At 65.1% G+C, this 16,175-nt stretch carries 16 protein-coding genes and 1 pseudogene; 12 read left to right on the plus strand and 5 right to left on the minus strand.

Features of this window, described 5'->3' with window-relative positions; all coding sequences use genetic code 11:
• Positions 1 to 151 precede the first annotated feature (151 nt).
• The 8 genes from NE609_RS09565 to NE609_RS09600 all read left to right on the plus strand — a co-directional run bounded on the left by NE609_RS09565 (position 152) and on the right by NE609_RS09600 (position 10,686).
• Entirely contained in the window at positions 152 to 2,647 is a 2,496-nt protein-coding gene (locus NE609_RS09565; RefSeq protein ID WP_256152384.1) for an ABC transporter substrate-binding protein, read from the plus strand.
• 4 nt (positions 2,648 to 2,651) lie between these two features.
• Complete coding sequence (locus NE609_RS09570) at positions 2,652 to 3,497, plus strand: carbohydrate ABC transporter permease (RefSeq protein WP_370867156.1); 846 nt, start codon at positions 2,652 to 2,654, stop codon at positions 3,495 to 3,497.
• A gap of 144 nt (positions 3,498 to 3,641) precedes the next feature.
• Positions 3,642 to 4,490 (plus strand): carbohydrate ABC transporter permease, encoded by an 849-nt coding sequence (locus tag NE609_RS09575; RefSeq protein ID WP_101551517.1) that lies wholly within the window; start codon positions 3,642 to 3,644, stop codon positions 4,488 to 4,490.
• Between the two features lie 5 nt (positions 4,491 to 4,495).
• Complete coding sequence (locus NE609_RS09580) at positions 4,496 to 5,887, plus strand: efflux RND transporter periplasmic adaptor subunit (RefSeq protein WP_256152385.1); 1,392 nt, start codon at positions 4,496 to 4,498, stop codon at positions 5,885 to 5,887.
• Complete coding sequence (locus NE609_RS09585; protein WP_256152386.1) at positions 5,884 to 7,065, plus strand: ABC transporter permease; 1,182 nt, start codon at positions 5,884 to 5,886, stop codon at positions 7,063 to 7,065. Before NE609_RS09580 ends, NE609_RS09585 begins: the two co-directional genes overlap by 4 nt.
• Positions 7,066 to 7,231: 166 nt before the next feature.
• Positions 7,232 to 7,903 carry an HAD family phosphatase gene (locus NE609_RS09590; RefSeq protein ID WP_121586506.1) on the plus strand — a complete coding sequence of 224 codons (672 nt, stop codon included), beginning with the start codon at positions 7,232 to 7,234 and terminating at the stop codon, positions 7,901 to 7,903.
• A gap of 68 nt (positions 7,904 to 7,971) precedes the next feature.
• Positions 7,972 to 8,571: a GNAT family N-acetyltransferase gene (locus tag NE609_RS09595; protein ID WP_121586507.1), complete on the plus strand. Its 600-nt coding sequence runs from the start codon at positions 7,972 to 7,974 to the stop codon at positions 8,569 to 8,571.
• Between the two features lie 252 nt (positions 8,572 to 8,823).
• The gene (locus NE609_RS09600) at positions 8,824 to 10,686 is read left to right on the plus strand and encodes a bifunctional diguanylate cyclase/phosphodiesterase (RefSeq protein ID WP_256152387.1); all 1,863 of its coding nucleotides are present in this window, start codon (positions 8,824 to 8,826) and stop codon (positions 10,684 to 10,686) included.
• Positions 10,687 to 10,761: 75 nt separating this feature from the next.
• On the opposite strand, the gene NE609_RS09605 is transcribed toward NE609_RS09600, so the two are convergent.
• On the minus strand, positions 10,762 to 10,914 hold the full coding sequence (locus NE609_RS09605; protein WP_172439239.1) for a hypothetical protein: 153 nt from the start codon (positions 10,912 to 10,914) through the stop codon (positions 10,762 to 10,764).
• Between the two features lie 59 nt (positions 10,915 to 10,973).
• Positions 10,974 to 11,177, minus strand: coding sequence for a hypothetical protein (locus tag NE609_RS09610; RefSeq protein WP_101551506.1), 204 nt, complete (start codon positions 11,175 to 11,177; stop codon positions 10,974 to 10,976).
• A gap of 64 nt (positions 11,178 to 11,241) precedes the next feature.
• Between NE609_RS09610 and NE609_RS09615 the strand changes: the two genes are divergently transcribed.
• Entirely contained in the window at positions 11,242 to 11,454 is a 213-nt protein-coding gene (locus tag NE609_RS09615) for a hypothetical protein (RefSeq protein ID WP_121586508.1), read from the plus strand.
• Positions 11,455 to 11,488: 34 nt separating this feature from the next.
• On the opposite strand, the gene NE609_RS09620 is transcribed toward NE609_RS09615, so the two are convergent.
• The 3 genes from NE609_RS09620 to NE609_RS09630 form a co-directional block, all read right to left on the minus strand.
• Positions 11,489 to 11,671, minus strand: coding sequence for a hypothetical protein (locus NE609_RS09620; protein WP_101551502.1), 183 nt, complete (start codon positions 11,669 to 11,671; stop codon positions 11,489 to 11,491).
• A 17-nt stretch (positions 11,672 to 11,688) separates the two neighbouring features.
• Positions 11,689 to 12,072, minus strand: coding sequence for a desulfoferrodoxin family protein (locus tag NE609_RS09625; RefSeq protein ID WP_121586510.1), 384 nt, complete (start codon positions 12,070 to 12,072; stop codon positions 11,689 to 11,691).
• 104 nt (positions 12,073 to 12,176) lie between these two features.
• Entirely contained in the window at positions 12,177 to 13,085 is a 909-nt protein-coding gene (locus tag NE609_RS09630) for an SDR family oxidoreductase (RefSeq protein ID WP_256152388.1), read from the minus strand.
• A gap of 160 nt (positions 13,086 to 13,245) precedes the next feature.
• Here NE609_RS09630 and trxA point away from each other — a divergent pair.
• From trxA to NE609_RS09645, 3 genes and pseudogenes are all read left to right on the plus strand, one after another.
• Positions 13,246 to 13,560, plus strand: a pseudogene (gene trxA / locus NE609_RS09635) (thioredoxin); the annotation flags it as partial.
• 20 nt (positions 13,561 to 13,580) lie between these two features.
• Entirely contained in the window at positions 13,581 to 15,284 is a 1,704-nt protein-coding gene (locus NE609_RS09640) for an FAD-dependent oxidoreductase (protein ID WP_256152389.1), read from the plus strand.
• Between the two features lie 141 nt (positions 15,285 to 15,425).
• A complete protein-coding gene (locus tag NE609_RS09645) occupies positions 15,426 to 16,103 on the plus strand; it encodes a peroxiredoxin (RefSeq protein WP_121586513.1) in 678 nt (225 codons plus the stop codon).
• Positions 16,104 to 16,175 lie beyond the last annotated feature (72 nt).

Consider the following 16,175-nt stretch of genomic DNA (forward strand, 5'->3'; position numbering starts at 1 on the left):
CCTCCGTGCGGCGGGTTCCCCCACCGTTACTGTTTGTAGTATAGCACGCGAATCTGGAAAATTCCTTTAAATCTTTGGAGAAAATTTAGAGATTCGAGTGATAGAGTAGCGGTAGGCAAAAACCAACAACCAGTTTGGAGGATACGATCATATGAGAAAGCGACTGAAACGGCTGGGCGCGCTGGCGCTCGCGGGCATGATGCTGGCGCTCTCCGCCTGCGGGGACAATTCCCCCTCCGCGCCGGGCGGCGACGCCCCGGGCGCGCAGGCGGCGATGGGCCGCTATATCGAAGAGGAATACGCGCTCCCCGAAGGGGTGGGCTATGTGGCGGCCGTCCACCGCGCCGAGGACGGCTCGATCAGGCTGCTGTGCAACCTCGACAAGGAGATGATGCTCGGCAAGTGGTACGTCTACGCCTCGACGGACGGCGGCAGGCGCTGGATGCAGGAGGAGACCCCCTGGCTCGACGGCCTGGGCGAGCTGCTCACCGTCGAAGCGGCGGCATGGGACAGGGCGGGCAACCTCTACATGCAGTACATGCCGATGACGCAGGCGGAGTTTGACGCGCTGATGGCGCAGATGGAAGCCGCCAAAGGAGGCGGCGCGTCCGCCGCGGCCGCCGAATCCGCGGAGACCTCCGCGTCCTCGGACGCCCCCGCGCCCGAAGGGGACGCCGCCGGGACGGACGGGGAGGACGCCGGGGATAACGGGGACGAGGGGTTGACCTCGGGCCCGCAGATGCCAAGCTCCAAGCTGGTCAAGGTGGACCCGGCGGGGAACGTGGAGGAGCTCGGCTTTACGCTGGAGGCGCAGATGGACTACGGGACGCTGGGCGCGCGCGGGTTGCAGGTCGCGGAAAACGGCGACCTCATCGCGGACTGCGCCTTCGTCCTCGCGCAGTTTGACCCGGCCACCGGCGAATGCAAGCACCTCTATGACCCGGAGGCCTTTGCCAATTCGATCTCCTATACGACCCTCCAGAACACGCTGGCGATGACCGACGGCGACCTCGTCACCTTCTACGACCTCACGACAGGAGAGCAGACCGGCTCCTTCTCCACGACCGGGCAGCAGCCTGAGGATGGCGGCCCGAAAGTCGCGACGATGGCCGAATCGGCGTCGTACGAGCGGGTGCTCGCCTCCGATCCGGAGAACGGGGCGGTCTACTTCGCGGACAGCACGGGCGTCTACCGGCACCTGCTCGACGGCGCGGTGACCGAGCGGCTGATCGACGGCGAACTCTGTTCCCTCAATATGCCGGCGCTTCGGCTGACCGACCTGATCGTGAAAGAGGACGGCAGCCTGCTGTTGCTCTACGCGGACGGCATGGACCGGACGCTCATGAACTACACCTATTCGGCGGACACCCCGACGGTGCCCGACAAGGAGCTGCGGGTGTTCTCCCTGCGGGACAACAAGACCATCCGCCAGGCGATGGGCCTCTTCCAGCGGCAGAACCCCGACGTGCACGTGGTCTATGACGTGGCGCTGACGGGCGCCGACGCGGTGACCGCGTCGGACGCGCTGCGCACGCTGGCCAACGAGCTGCTCGCCGGCAAGGGCCCCGACCTGCTCGTGCTCGACGGCATGCCGATCGACAGCTATGTCGAAAAGGGCGTTCTGCTCGACCTCTCCGAGCCGGTCGGCGGCAAGACCGCCTCGGGCGAATGGCTGAAGGCCGAGGCGGAGAGCTTCAAGACCGCCGACGGCAGGATCTACGCGGTGCCCGCGCGTTTCTCGGTGCCGGTCATCCTGGCCGATGAGGAAGCCGCGCGGGCGAAGGATCTAACCGCGCTTGCCGACTGGCTGGCCGCGCAGGCGGGGCGGTTCCCCGGGATCCACGGCGGCGCGCTCAGCATTGTCCATCCCGCCGCGATGATCGACCTTTTCTACCCGGTCTGCTCCCCCGCTTGGTTCCAGGCGGACGGCTCGATGGACGAGGAGGCGTTCCGCGCCTTCCTGACCGACCTCAAGCGGATTTGCGACAGCGCCACCAGCGAGCAGGCGGAGGAGAGCAAGGCTGCCTATGAATATACCGGCGGCGCCTCCTACGATCTGCTGTGGGACGGTCTGCGCTGGACCTATGATATGCTCGGCGCGGCGGCCGGAAGCCTCGACTCGGTGAAGGCGCTCGCGGCGCCGGACGCCTGCATCGTCAAACACGGCGGCGGAGAGCTCGCCCCGCTGCCCGGCCAGGTCTCGGGCGTGTTTGTGCCGCGCACCATCCTCGGCGTCAACGCGGAGAGCAAGCAGGCGGATATGGCGCAGGCTTTCCTCGGGCTGGTCCTGTCCGAGCAGGTGCAGAAAAACAACTTTGACGACGGCATGCCGGTCAACGCGGCGGCCTTCTCGAACGGCTTCGTCAACCCGAATCCGGGCGATCCGGACGGGATGTATTACGGCTCCTCCTGGACCGGCGAGGACGGGGAGGAGATTTCGATGGATCTGCAGGTGACCTGGCCCTCCGACGCGTTCATGGAGAACGCGGAGAACTGGATTACCGCGCTCGACACCCCCTCCGCCTCCGACGAGGTGGTCAAACAGATGGTGCTCGACGAGACGGCGGGCTATTTCGACGGGACGCGGACCCTTGACGAAGCGGTGACCGCCCTGCGCGAGAAGCTCAACATCTATCTTGCGGAGTAGGGCCGTGAACAGCCGTACGGCCAGCCGGATGCGGGGGCTGCTTTTCATCCTCCCGAGTCTTCTGGGGGTGGGCGTCTTCGTGCTCGCCCCCTTCCTCGAGGTGGTCCGGCGCTCCTTCACCGGGGCGATGAACGGCGCCTTCGTGGGCCTCAAAAACTACGCCGACGTCTTTTCCAACGGGGCGTTCCGCCTCGCGGCGGGCAACACGCTGCGGTTCGTGGCGTTCTGCATGCCGCTGCTCATCTCCCTCTCGCTGCTCGTGGCGGTCATCCTCTACGGCAACCCCCGCCGCGCCGGTTTCTTCAAGACCACCTTCCTCATTCCAATGGCGATCCCCGTCGCGTCGATCGTCCTGATCTGGAAAGCGCTCTTCCACGCGGACGGGCTCGTCAATTCCTGGATCACGGCGTTCGGCGGGCAGGGGACCGACTGGATGCAGAGCTCCGCCGCCTTCTGGGTGCTGGTGGGCAGCTACATCTGGAAGAACCTCGGCTACGATGTCATCCTCTGGATGGCCGGGCTCGCGAACATCTCGACCGACATCTACGAGGCGGCCGCGATCGACGGGGCGGGCGCGTGGACGACCTTCACGCGGGTGACGCTCCCCAACCTGCTGCCCTCCCTCTACACGATCACGGTGCTGAGCTTTCTCAATTCTTTCAAGGTCTTCCGCGAGGCCTACCTCGTGGCGGGGGATTACCCCCACAGCAGCATGTACCTGCTCCAGCACCTCTTCAGCAACTGGTTCCGCGAGCTGTCGATGGATAAGCTCGCGGCGGCCGCGGTGCTCGTGGCGGCCGTGATCCTGCTGCTCATCCTGCTTTTGCGGCGCGCGTGGGAGGCGGAATAGCCGCCCGCCGCGCGCCCATCGCCGCGGGGGCGGGAAACCAAACGGCAAAGCCGTTTTCGGGCCGCTTCGCGGCTCGGGCGCCCGGCGGGGCCGGGCGCGGTTTCCCGCCCCGCCCCAACTTTTCATCCGCGCAAGGAGGCTGTGATGCGTAAAATCCGACAAAGCCTGCCGCTTCTCCTCCCGCTGGTTTTATCGGCGGCGGTGTGGCTGCCGATCGTCTTTCTGGTCGGCGGCTCCTTCATGGGGGAGGCGGAACTCACTGCGAGCCTCGCGCCCGTGCTTTCGGGCGGGGAGGGGTTCGCGCGGTGGGACCTCATCCCCCTCTACCCGACGCTGCGCCCCTATGTGGAGCTGCTGCTCGATTCGCCCGGGTTCTTCGTCATGTTCTGGAACTCGGTGAAGATCACCCTCGGGACGCTGGCCGGGCAGCTCCTGGTGGGCGTGCCCGCCGCGTGGGGGTTCGCCCGGCACGAGTTCCCCTGCAAAAACCTGCTGTTCACCCTCTATATCGTGCTGATGCTCATGCCCTTCCAGGTGACGATGATGCCCACCTATCTGGTCCTCGACCGGCTGAACCTGCTCGACACGCTGACGGGCATCATCCTGCCCGCCGCGTTTTCCACCTTTCCGGTGTTCATCATGTACCGGTTTTTCAGGGGGATCCCGCAGGCGCTCATCGAGTCGGCCGAACTGGACGGCGCGGGGAGCTTCCGCATCTTCTGGTCGATCGGCCTGCCGCTCGGCGCGGGGGGCGTGATGTCGGCGGTGGTGCTGGGCTTTCTCGACTGCTGGAACCTCATCGAACCGCCGATGACCTATCTCAAGACCAAAGCGCTCTGGCCGCTCTCCCTCTATCTGCCGCAGGTCGTGACGGGCCGCGCGGGTTTGGCGCTGGCCGCCTCGGTGGTGGCGCTCATCCCGGCGATCCTCGTCTTCCTCTACGGGCAGAGCTACCTTGAACAGGGAATTATTGCCGCGGGCATAAAGGAATGAAACCGATGAATCTGAAAACGATCTTTACATACAAAACCGACCGCTCCCGTCCGGTCACCATCCAGCGGCGCGCCCTGCGGCTGCTGGCGGGCTTTCTCGTATTCATGCTGGCCTGCACGCTGCTCTCCCGCGCGGCCGATTCGCTGACCGTCGCGCAGGTGACGACCGAAAAGCCCGCGCGCGCGGCCATCCCGCACACGGTGGAGAAGGACGGCCGGCTCGAACCGGCGCAGGAGCGCCCGGTCACGGCGGAAGGCGGGATCCTCGTGGGGAGCGTCGCCGTCGGCGAGGGGCAGCAGGTGAAAGCGGGAGACCTGCTGTTCACCCTCGACGCGGACGATCTCGCGCGGCAGGTGCTGGAAAAGCAGCTCGAGCTCCAGCGCGCCCAGCTCCAGCTCCAGGAGGCGCAGCAGAAGGCCGCGCTGGGGGAGGAGAAGGACGAACTGTCCGCCCTGCGCGCGCAGGAGGACTACGACATGGCGATGGAGCGCAGCCGTCTCAAGCTGCAGCAGGCGGGGGAGGACCGCCGCCGGGCGCGGCAGGCGCTGCGCGATTACAAAAACGACAACGACGTGGATGAGGACGAGGACGACGAGGACCTCGATCCGACCTATATCGCGCTGCGGGACGACTACCGCGCCAAGCAGCGCGCCTATGAGGAGGCGCTGAGCGACCAGGACCGGGCGAAGGTGGACGCGGAGCGCGTGCTGGAGGATTTGGAGCTGGAGGACCCGGACAACAGCGCGGCGACGCTCGGGATCGACGTGCGGCTCCGGCAGCTCGAGCTCTCCCGGCTCCAGGCGCTCTCCGAGGCAGGCGGCGAAATCTGCGCGCCCATCGACGGCGCGGTGACGGCGCTCTCCGTCGCGCCCGGAAAGCGGACGGCGGACGAAGCGGCGCTGCTGCTGGCGGGTGCGGAAGCGGGTTTCCGCTTCACCTGTGAGATCACCGACGACGAGCGGGAGTACCTCTCGCCGGGCGACAAGGTGAAGCTCGAGCTCCCGGGCCACAAACGCGTGGACGGCACGGTGGAGAGCATCGCCGCGCTGGCGGACAAGAACGGCTACGCCAAAGTGACGGTCTCCCTCCCCGCCGGGAAGGGGGAGGCCGGGATGTCGGCGGTACTGTCCGCCACTACCCGTTCGGAGCAGTACCGCACGACGGTGCCGGTATCGGCGCTGCATAAGGAGGGGGAGCAGTATTACGTCCTGGCGGTGCGGGAGACCGAGTCGGTGCTCGGCGTGGAGCAGAGCGCCGAGCGGCTCGACGTGACACTGCTCGACCGCAACGAGACGACCGCGGCGGTCGAGGGGCCGCTCACGACCGACGACCGGATCATCACGGGCGGCAACAAGACGGTGCGTGAAAACGACCGCGTCCGCCCGGAGGCCACATGACCACCGCCCTGCGCCGTCTGGAGGGGCCGCTGGCGCTCCTGCTGGCGCTGGCCCTCTGGGCAGGCGCCTGCCTCTTCGCGGGGGCGGCCGCGCCGCTCGGGGAGCGCGCCGCGCTCCAAATCGGCGGCGCGCCGGCGGGAGTCCCCGCAGCCCGGGAGATGGCCGCCGCCGAGGCGCGCACGGAGCATCCGCTCGCCTTCACCCTCTGGCGGCAGGAGGACGGGCAGACGGTCGAAAGCCCCGCGCTCGGCCGGGAACGCACCGTGTCCGTTCTCACGCTGTGGGGGGAGAGCGCCCTGCTCCTGCCGGACGCGCGCCCCTCCCTCGCGCCCGCGGCGGGGAACGGCTGTCTCATCGACCGGACGACGGCGCTCTCCCTTTTCGGGGACGCGCGCGCCGAGGGGCAGAAGGTGCGCTGGAACGGCCGGGACTACACCGTCCGGGGCGTCTTCGACGCGCCGGAGGCCACCCTCGCCGTGGAGGCGGACCCCGCGTCGGAGGTCCTCTTCGACCGCGTCACCCTCGACCTTTCGGGGGAGGAAAACCCGCGCGGGCGTGCGGAGGAATTCGCCATGCGCCACGGCCTGCCCGGGGAACGCATCGTGCAGTACGGCGGCCTCGCGGCGCTCGCCCGCTTCTTCTGCCTGTTGCCCGCGCTGGCGGCGGCCTGTTCGCTTGCCGTGCGCTTTTTTGGCCGTGCCCGCGCCCGCCGCGACTGGCCGGTCCAGCGGGCGCTGCTCTGGATTGCAGCGGTCGCCGCGGCCGCGGCCGTCCTCTGGCTGGCGGGCGTGCGCCCCGCGGTCCCGCAGGATTTGATCCCGACCCGCTGGTCGGATTTTTCCTTCTGGGAGACCCTCTTCACCGAGCGGCGCGCCGAGTGGACGGATTACCTCTGGATGAAGAAGGAACGCCCCGACGTGCTGCTGCTGACCGCGCTTCTCAAGGCGGCTGCCTGCTCGCTCGCCGCGCTCCTCTTGGCGGCGCGCCCGGCGCTGCGCCGCCCGGCGGCGGACCCCCGGGATTTCGCGTTCCTGCTCGCGGCCTGCCTCTGCGGGAGCTTCGCGGGGGTGGCGCTGGTCGGCGGGGGGGAGCTGCTCGCGCGCGACCTGCCGATGCTCTGGCTGACGGCGCCCCTCTGGCTGGCGGCGCGCCGCGCGGCGGAAAAAATACCGGATTGAAAAGGGCGGAGCGGCTGCTCCGCCCTTTTCTTCCGGATTCCGCCCTTTTCTTCCGGATATGGTAACAAAACGCTGGAATTTTTCGGCCGAGAGCATTATACTGGAACTGAACATTACAAACGGCCGGCGGAAGGTGGAATTCCCCGGCCTGGGAGGAACCGATATCATGATGGGAGTCATTTTCGATTTTAACGGGACGCTCTTTTTCGACGGGGAGCAGCAGGAGCGGGCGTGGCGGCTCTTTGCGCGGGAGGCGTTTGGGAAGGAGATTTCCGACGGGGAGTTTCGGGAGTGCGTGCACGGGCGCAACAACGATTTTACCATGCAGCATCTCGCCGGGAAGGCTCTGAGCGCGCGGCAGGTCGACGAATACGTCGAGGAAAAGGAGACGATCTACCGGCGGCTCTGCCGGGAGGACGCGGCGCGCTTCCACCTCGCGCTGGGCGCGGAGGAGCTTCTGGACGAGCTCCGCGAGCGCGGGATCCCCCGGACGATCGCGACCGCTTCCCGCAGGGGCAACGTGGATTTTTATATCGAGAGCTTCCGCCTGGAGCGGTGGTTCGACGTTGAAAAGCTCGTTTACGACGACGGCACCATCCTCGGGAAGCCGGCGCCGGACTTCTACCTGCGGGCCGCCGAGACGCTCGGGCTCGAGCCGAAGAACTGCATCGTCTTCGAGGACGCGGTCTCGGGGCTTCGCGCGGCAGCGGCGGCGGGCGCGGGGAAGGTGATCGCGGTCGCCCCGGAGGAGCGGCGGGAGGCGTTTGAGCGGATGCCGGAGGTGTATGAGGTCATCCCGAACTTCCACGAATTCGACCGTCTCCTGCTGCGGGAATAAAGAGACGGCCGTCCGCGCCGGACGGATGAGGCGCGGGCCGAGAAATTAAAAATCCGGGGTGATGTGGTTTGCGTACTGTAAACACCCCCGCGTTGGAGACAGAGCGACTGACCCTGAGAAGATTTGCGGAAGACGACTTGCCCGCTTTGTTTGCCATTTTCAGCGACGGGGAGGTAAACCGTTTTCTGCCGTGGTTTCCATTACGGTCCATGGATGAAGCGCGGGCCTTCTGGCAGGAGCGGTACGCGGAACGCTACAGGCAGGAGCGGGCCTATCAATACGCCGTTTGTCTGAAAAGTGACAACATTCCGATCGGTTATGTGAACGTCAGCATGGAAGAACACCACGATTTGGGTTATGGGCTGCGCAAAGAGTTCTGGCACGGGGGTATTGTGACCGAGGCGTGCGGGGCTGTCATTGAGCGTGTAAAGGCGGACGGGCTTCCATACGTTACCGCTACGCACGACCGGAACAATCCGCGCAGCGGCGCGGTCATGGTCCGGTTGGGGATGCGCTATCAATATTCCTATGAGGAGCAGTGGCAGCCGAAAAATATTCTGGTGACATTCCGGATGTACCAGTTGAATTTTCATGGAAAACAAGATGACGTCGTTTACCGAAGGTATTGGGATCATTCCGCCGTGCATTTTGTAGAAACGGCCGTATGACCGGGCTCACGTGATTAAAACAGCCGCCCATCCGGGCGGCTGTTTTATCTCATTGTTTGCGTGTGGGTGCCGTTTTTCCACAGGATCCATGACGTTGTCACAAAAAACTTGCTTATTCCCGTCGATTACAGTATAATGTTGCTTAACTGTAACAACGATAGCCGGATCGGCAGCGATCGCGACCTGAGCGGCCGGCGGAAGCGGTGGGGGATGAGCGTCGTGAGGCGATACGCAAAGGGCGGCCTTATTTCTTTGTTCATTTCTTTGCTGCTGCTGGGCGGCATAACGGTCCACGCGGTCACACAGGTGCAGTGCTATGGCAGGCTGATCAACTATGTGGGCATTGTGCGGGGCGCCACGCAGCGGCTGGTGAAGCTGGAGCTGATGGACCAACCAAGCGACGGCCTTGTGGAATATCTGGACGGCATCCTGGCGGACCTGTCCGGAGAGGGCGGGGAATACGGCCTGCCGAACCCTAAGGACGCGGCGTACCGGCGGGAGCTGGAGGAACTGAAGGGCATGTGGGTCCAGGTGAAGGACCACATCGAAGCGTACCGGGCGGGAGCGGAGGACAGCGGGCCGCTGCTCACGATGAGCGAACGCTATTTTGAGCAGGCCAACGACACGGTCTTTGCCGCCGAGGCCTATACCACCCATCAGTCGAAGACCCTGCTGGCGGCGTGCGCCGTCATGCTGGGCATCATGCTGGCGACCTGGTTGTTCATCTTCTGGGCGGCCTCGAAAAAGCTGCTCCTGCTGGAGAGCACCAACCAGCGGCTGAGCGATCTGGCGCAGCGGGATCCGCTGACCGGGGCCTACCAGATCGACGCCTTCAAGGAGAAGGCCCAGACCCTGCTGGACCGGGCGGGGAATGAGCGGTACGCCGTGGTCTGTACGGATTTCGTGGATTTCAAGTATATCAACGACATGTTCGGGTACGCCTACGGCGACGAGGTGCTGGCCCGGTATGGGGAGATTCTCCGCGCCGGGCTGCGGGAGCGGGAATTGTGCGGCCGGGTCTCGGCCGACAATTTCGTGCTGCTGCTGCGGTATGACCGGAAGGAGGAGGTGGCCGCGCGCCAGCGGGAGGCCGACCGGAAGATCACCGCGTATATGCGCAGCTCGCCCGGACGGCAGAGCCTGTCCACCTGCTGCGGAATCTGCTGCGTGGGGGACGTGGTCGAAAAGCTCGGCGTCGGGGGGCTTATGGACCGGGCGGGCTTCGCGCGCAAGATGGTTAAAACCAAAACCAGCCCCAACTATGTCTATTACAACGACAGCATCCGCCGTAAGCTGTGGGAGGAGAAGGACATCGAGAGCCGGATGGCTTCCGCCCTCGAGCGCCGGGAGTTCGTCGTCTATTACCAGCCGAAGGTGGACCTGCGCACGGGGAGGATCGCCTCCTCCGAGGCGCTGGTCCGCTGGAAGCTCAGCGGGGGGCGGGTCATCCCGCCCGATCAGTTCATCCCGGTCTTTGAGCGGAAGTTCATGATCGGGCAATTGGACCAGTACGTCATGGAGGAGGTCTGCCGCTGGCTGCGCGGCCGGCTGGACGCGGGGGAGTCCGCGCTGCCGGTATCCGTCAACGTGTCCCGGCTGCAGTTCTATGACGAGGGGTTCGTGGACCGCTATGTGGAGATCCGGGACAGGTTCCAAATCCCTCCGGAGCTGTTGGAGATCGAGTTCACCGAGTCCATCGTCCTCGACAACGCCGGCCTGCTCCTCCGGACGGTCAACGCGCTGAAGCAGGCGGGATTTGCCTGCTCGATCGACGATTTCGGCAAGGGCTACTCCTCCCTGAGCCTGCTGAAGGACCTGCCGGCGGACACGCTGAAGATCGACCGCTTTTTCTTCGAGGACGGGACGGACGAGGAGCGGGAGTGGGCCATCATCCAGGGCGTCGTCGATTTGGTGCACAGGTTCCACATCCACACGGTGGCGGAGGGGATCGAGACGCCGGAGCAGGTGCGGCGGCTGCGGGAAGTGGGCTGCGACTATGTTCAGGGCTTCGTCTTCTACCACCCCATGACACAGGAGGACTATGAACGGGAGCTGCGGCGCCAGGAGGAGGCCCCCGCGCCCTCCCGCTGCGGAAAAGAGCAAGCCCCGGGCTGACGGCATGCGTTATTCGGCGTGCCGGCCGGCCCGGAAAAAGCGAAGGCCCCCGCTTCGGCGGGGGGCCTTCGGGCTTTATCCGTTGCTCTGCATCAGGTTTTCCGCGAACTTGCGGAGCTCGTCCTCGTTGGTAATCTTGGGCGCGCTCTGCTTGATCGTCTCCTGAACATAGACGGGCAGGGAGGAAAAATACTGCTGCATCTGCGGATTTTCAAAGCATTCGGGCATGTTTGCCACCTCCGGTAATAGTATGGACGGGGGAAAGCCCCCTAAACTGGAAAGTTCTCCTAGTAAAAGGAGGGCGGCTGCTCCACAAGGCTGCGGACGTAGGCCTGCATCTCCTTTTTGGAGCGGATCTGGTGGGTGTGCGCGATGACGGCCTGCTGCTGCTCGTGGCTCAGCGAGGCGAAATACTCCATGGCGGGCATGTTTTCGGCGAGCGCCATGCCGAACCCCATGGGGATCTCGGGACCGTTGGCATAGTTTTGCATGGTGGGAACTCCTTTCCGCCGTGCGGCATACAATGGGCTATCCCCAAAACGGGGAGGTGAAGCAATGGATTTGAGAAACGGGCGCATCACGATCGGCGAGATCCTCGCCAATCCGAACGCGCGCGCGGTGATACAGCGCGCCTACCCAAAGGTGCTGGCCAGCCCGATGGCGGCGCGGTTCCGCGGCATGCAGTTGGGCACGGCGATGCAGTACGCGGGGCGCTTCGTTCCGCGGGCGCAGCTCGACCGGGTGGTCGCGCGGCTCAAAGAACTGTAGCTTTTTCGGCGGAGGGCGCACCCTCCGCCGTTTTTTATTTGTCGCCGGCCATGAGGTTTTCGGCGTAGCGGTGCAGCTCGTCGATGCTGTGGACGTTGCCGCAGCGCTGCTGGATCATCCCCTGCACGTAGTCGGGCAGGGACATGAAATAGGATTTGGCGGTATCGTCGCAGCTGAGCATTTCGTTCAGCCCGCCGGGATAGTTGGATCTGGGCATACTCTCACCTCGCAGATTTAATGGATGTCGGCCTTCCACAGGCCGTGCAGGTTGCACCAGGCGTAGGCCGCCTCGGGCGCGTCGCCTTCGGAGAGGGCGAACTTCGCGACCGGGTCGCGGTCGACGGGCAGCTTTTTGAGCTGCCAGCCCTCCTTCGTGACGAGGCAGACCCAGCCGATGCTGTGCTCCCTGCTCATCGGGTGCGGCACGTCGCCGACGCAGACTTCAACGGTGCTTCCCTGCTTTTTGACGACGGGGACATGCTTTTCGGCGGCGCCGTCCGACGTGTTGGCGCGCAGCGCCTTCATCGGGTCGCCGCAGCAGGCGAGCGTCGGGCTGCCCTCGATGACGGCGGCGATTTTTTTACAGTCCTCACAGTAGAGGAAGGTTGGATGTTCCATAGCGTGACCTCCCGGATTTTTGATGGGATTATTGTTTGCGCGCTGCCGGAAAATATGCAAAAAAACGCCCGTTGCCAAACGGGCGTTTTCGGTTTTGCGCGATTTCAGGACCCGACGATCTTCCCGCCGTTGGGGTGCAGGACCTGGCCGCTCATATAGCTCGCGTCGTCCGACGCGAGGAAGACGTAGCTGGAGGCAACCTCGAACGGCTGTCCGGCGCGCAGCATGGGCACGCGGGAGGTATCGGTGCCGAAGGTCTGGACCTCCCGCGCGGAGTAGGAGGCGGGGATGAGCGGGGTCCAGATGGGGCCGGGGGCGACGGCGTTGACGCGCACGCCCTGTCCCTCGAGCGAGAGGGACAGGGAACGGGTGAGCGCCATGACCGCGCCCTTGGTGGCGCTGTAATCGATGAGCATCGGCTCGCCCGCGTAGGCGGTGACGGAGGTGGTGTTGATGATCGAGCTGCCGCGGCCGAGATGGGGGAGCGCGGCCTGGATGAGATAAAAATAGGAGAGGATGTTCGTTTCAAAGGTGGCGAGGAGCTGTTCGCGGGTGATGTCCAGGATGCTCCGGCGGATGAACTGGACGGCGTGGTTGTTGACGAGAACGTTCAGCTTGCCGTAGCACCCCACCGTCCGCTCGACGGCGGCGCGGCAGCAGGCGGGGTCGCGCAGGTCGCCGGGCAGCAGCAGGCACCGCCGCCCGAGCTCCTCGACATGGGCCTTCGTCTCGGCGGCGTCCTGCTCCTCGCAGAGGTAGGCGACCGCCACGTCCGCGCCCTCCTTCGCGAAGGCGTAGGCGACGGCGCGCCCGATGCCGCTGTCGCCCCCGGTGATGAGCGCGACCCGGTCGCACAGGCGGCCGCCCCCGGCGGCGCAGGCGTTCTCCGAGATCGGCCGGGGCTGCATGACGGCCTCCATGCCCGGCTGGCGGTCCTGCTGCTGGGGCGGGAAGGCGACGGGCACCTCCTCGCATTTCGTTTCAGTTTTGAGATAGTCGTAGACGGGATACATCTTGCCACCCCTTGTGATAAAGTTGGGTACCATGCTGAATCATATGCCGCGGGCCCGCTTTCCATGCGCCTCCGGGGGGAGTGTGACCTAGTCACCGTAACAACACCAAAAAGGTATATAATAGAGCCATACCAAACAACCGCAAAACAAGGAGGCAGATGATATGTCAGTCAAAACTTTGACCAAGGATAATTTCACCACAGAGGTTTTACAGTCCGACCAGGCGGTGCTCCTGGACTTCTGGGCGCCCTGGTGCGGGCCCTGCCGCATGGTTTCCCCGATCGTGGACCAGGTGGCGGAGGAGGTCGACGGGCGCGCGAAGGTCGGCAAGGTGAACGTCGACGAGCAGCCCGAGCTCGCGGCGCAGTTCGGCGTCATGAGCATCCCGACCCTCGTCGTGATGAAGCAGGGCAAGGCGGTCGCCACCCGCGTGGGCGTGCAGAGCAAGCAGGCGATCCTGAACATGCTCGGCTGATCGGAAAGGAGGGGAGCGAAATGAAGGTACTGATCGTCGGCGGCGTCGCGGGCGGCGCGTCGGCCGCGGCGCGGCTGCGCCGGCTGGACGAAGAGGCGCAGATCGTCGTTTTTGAGCGCGGCGAATACATCTCCTATGCGAACTGCGGGCTGCCCTATTATATCGGCGGCGAGATCACCGACAAGAAATCGCTGACCCTCCAGACCCCGCAGAGCTTCAAGGAGCGCTTCAACATCGACGTGCGCACCGGCTGCGAGGTCGTCTCGATCGACCGCGCGAAGAGGACGGTGACCGTCCGCGTCGCCGCGACCGGCGAAAGCTACACCGAAGCCTACGACAAGCTCCTGCTCTCGCCGGGCGCGGAACCGCTGCGGCCCCCCATCCCCGGCATCGAACACGAGCGGATCTTCACCCTGCGCACCGTTCCCGACACCTACCGCATCCGCGCCTTCGTCGAGGAGGCACGCCCCAGGACGGCGGTGGTGGTCGGCGGCGGATACATCGGCGTCGAGATGGCGGAGAATCTCACGCGGGCGGGGCTTTCGGTCACCGTCGTCGAGCTGGCGGACCATGTGATCGGCCCGCTCGACTACGACATGGCCAGCTTCGTAGAACGCTACCTCGTCTCCAAGGGGGTGCGCCTGCTGCTGCAAAACGGCGTGAAGGCCTTTTCCCCCGCGCCGGACGGCGGTGTGACCGTCTCCCTCGAGCGGGGCGTCCTGAACGCCGACCTCGTGCTGCTGTCGATCGGGGTGCGCCCCGACGGCCGTCTTGCGAAGGAGGCGGGGCTTACGGTCAACCCGCGCGGTGCGATTGTCGTCGATCCCCACATGCGCGCCTCCGATCCCGACATTTACGCGGTGGGGGACGCGGTGGAGATCACCGACTTCGTGACGGGCGCGCCCGGCTACATCCCGCTCGCGGGCCCGGCGAACAAGCAGGGCCGCATCGCGGCCGACAACCTTGCGGGCATCCCCAGCGTATACCGCGGCACCCAGGGCTCGTCGGTGCTCAAGCTCTTCGACATGGCCGTCGCGACGACCGGTCTCAACGAGCGCGCGGCGAAGGCCGCGGGGCTCGACTGTGACAAGGTGCACATCCACGGAACCTCCCACGCGACCTATTACCCCGGCGCGCGGAACCTCGAGATGAAGGTGGTCTTCGAGCGGGGGACGGGGAAGATCCTCGGCGCCCAGCTCGTGGGCTTCGACGGCGTCGACAAGCGCTGCGACGTGCTGGCGACCGCCATCCGCGCGGGCATGACCGCCGCCGATCTGGCGGAGCTCGAGCTCTGCTACGCGCCGCCCTTCTCCTCCGCGAAGGACCCGGTCAACATCACGGGCTTCGTGATCGAAAACCTCCTCGCCGGCAGGGTGCGCCAGTTCCACTGGGACGAGGTCGCGGCTCTCCCGCGCGACGGAAGCGTCACCCTCGTCGACACCCGCTCGCCGGAGGAATACGCGCAGGGCCGCATCGACGGCTTCAAAAACGTGCCGATCGACGGGCTGCGCGATCATCTCGACGAGTTCCCGCGGGGCAAGCCGGTCTATCTCACCTGCGGCACCGCGCTGCGCAGCTACCTCGCCTGCCGCATCCTCATGCAGCACGGCTACGAGTGCCACAACCTCTCGGGCGGCTGGACGGTCTACGAATCGGTCACGGGCAAGGCGGGATACGACTTTTCGCCGGCCCATCCCTGCGGCGTCAAAATCAAAACGGAATAAGGTGACTTTGTCACGGAAAGGATGCCGCGGATGCGGTATTCTTTAGACACAGAAACAGTAATAGTTACTGATATCTGAAACCCTATCACTACCACACATTCGAATAGAAACCGGACGACATCTCATAAAGGAGGATGCAACATGGAAGAAACCAAAACCTACACAATGCCCCTCATCGGCGATAAAGCCCCGTCCTTCTCGGCGGTGACCACCCAGGGCCCCATCAACTTCCCCGAGGATTACAAGGGCAAATGGGTGATCCTCTTCTCCCACCCGGCGGACTTCACCCCCGTCTGCACGACCGAGTTCATGACCTTCGCGACGATGGCGGACGAGTTCAAGGCGCTGAACACCGAGTTGATCGGCCTTTCGGTCGACTCCCTCTACTCCCACATCGCCTGGCTGCGCAAGATCCAGGACCTCGAGTGGAACGGCATGAAGGGCGTCGAGGTCAAATTCCCGCTCATCGAGGACATCAAGATGGAGGTCGCCAACAAATACGGCATGATCCAGCCCTCCTCCTCGACCACCCAGGCGGTGCGCGCGGTCTTCGTCATCGACCCCGAGGCGGTCATCCGCACGATCCTCTACTACCCGGCCTCCACCGGGCGCAACTTCGACGAGATCAAACGGATCGTCGTCGCGCTCCAGAAGGCGGACGCCGAGCAGATCGCGACCCCGGCCAACTGGCGCTCCGGACAGGACGTCATCATCCCGACTGCCGGCTCCTGCGGCGTGGCCAAGGAGCGGATGGAGTCGCAGGACGAGGAAAAATACTGCCTCGACTGGTTCCTCTGCTTCAGGCGCGAAAAAAAGTGACCCTCCAAACACGCTGACATCTTTCATTTCTTTTACCTCCCCTGAAGGCCGGCCCCGCGCACTGCGCGGGGC

It is taken from the genome of Anaerotruncus sp. DFI.9.16 (assembly GCF_024461615.1).
Lineage (GTDB): Bacteria > Bacillota > Clostridia > Oscillospirales > Ruminococcaceae > Anaerotruncus > Anaerotruncus massiliensis.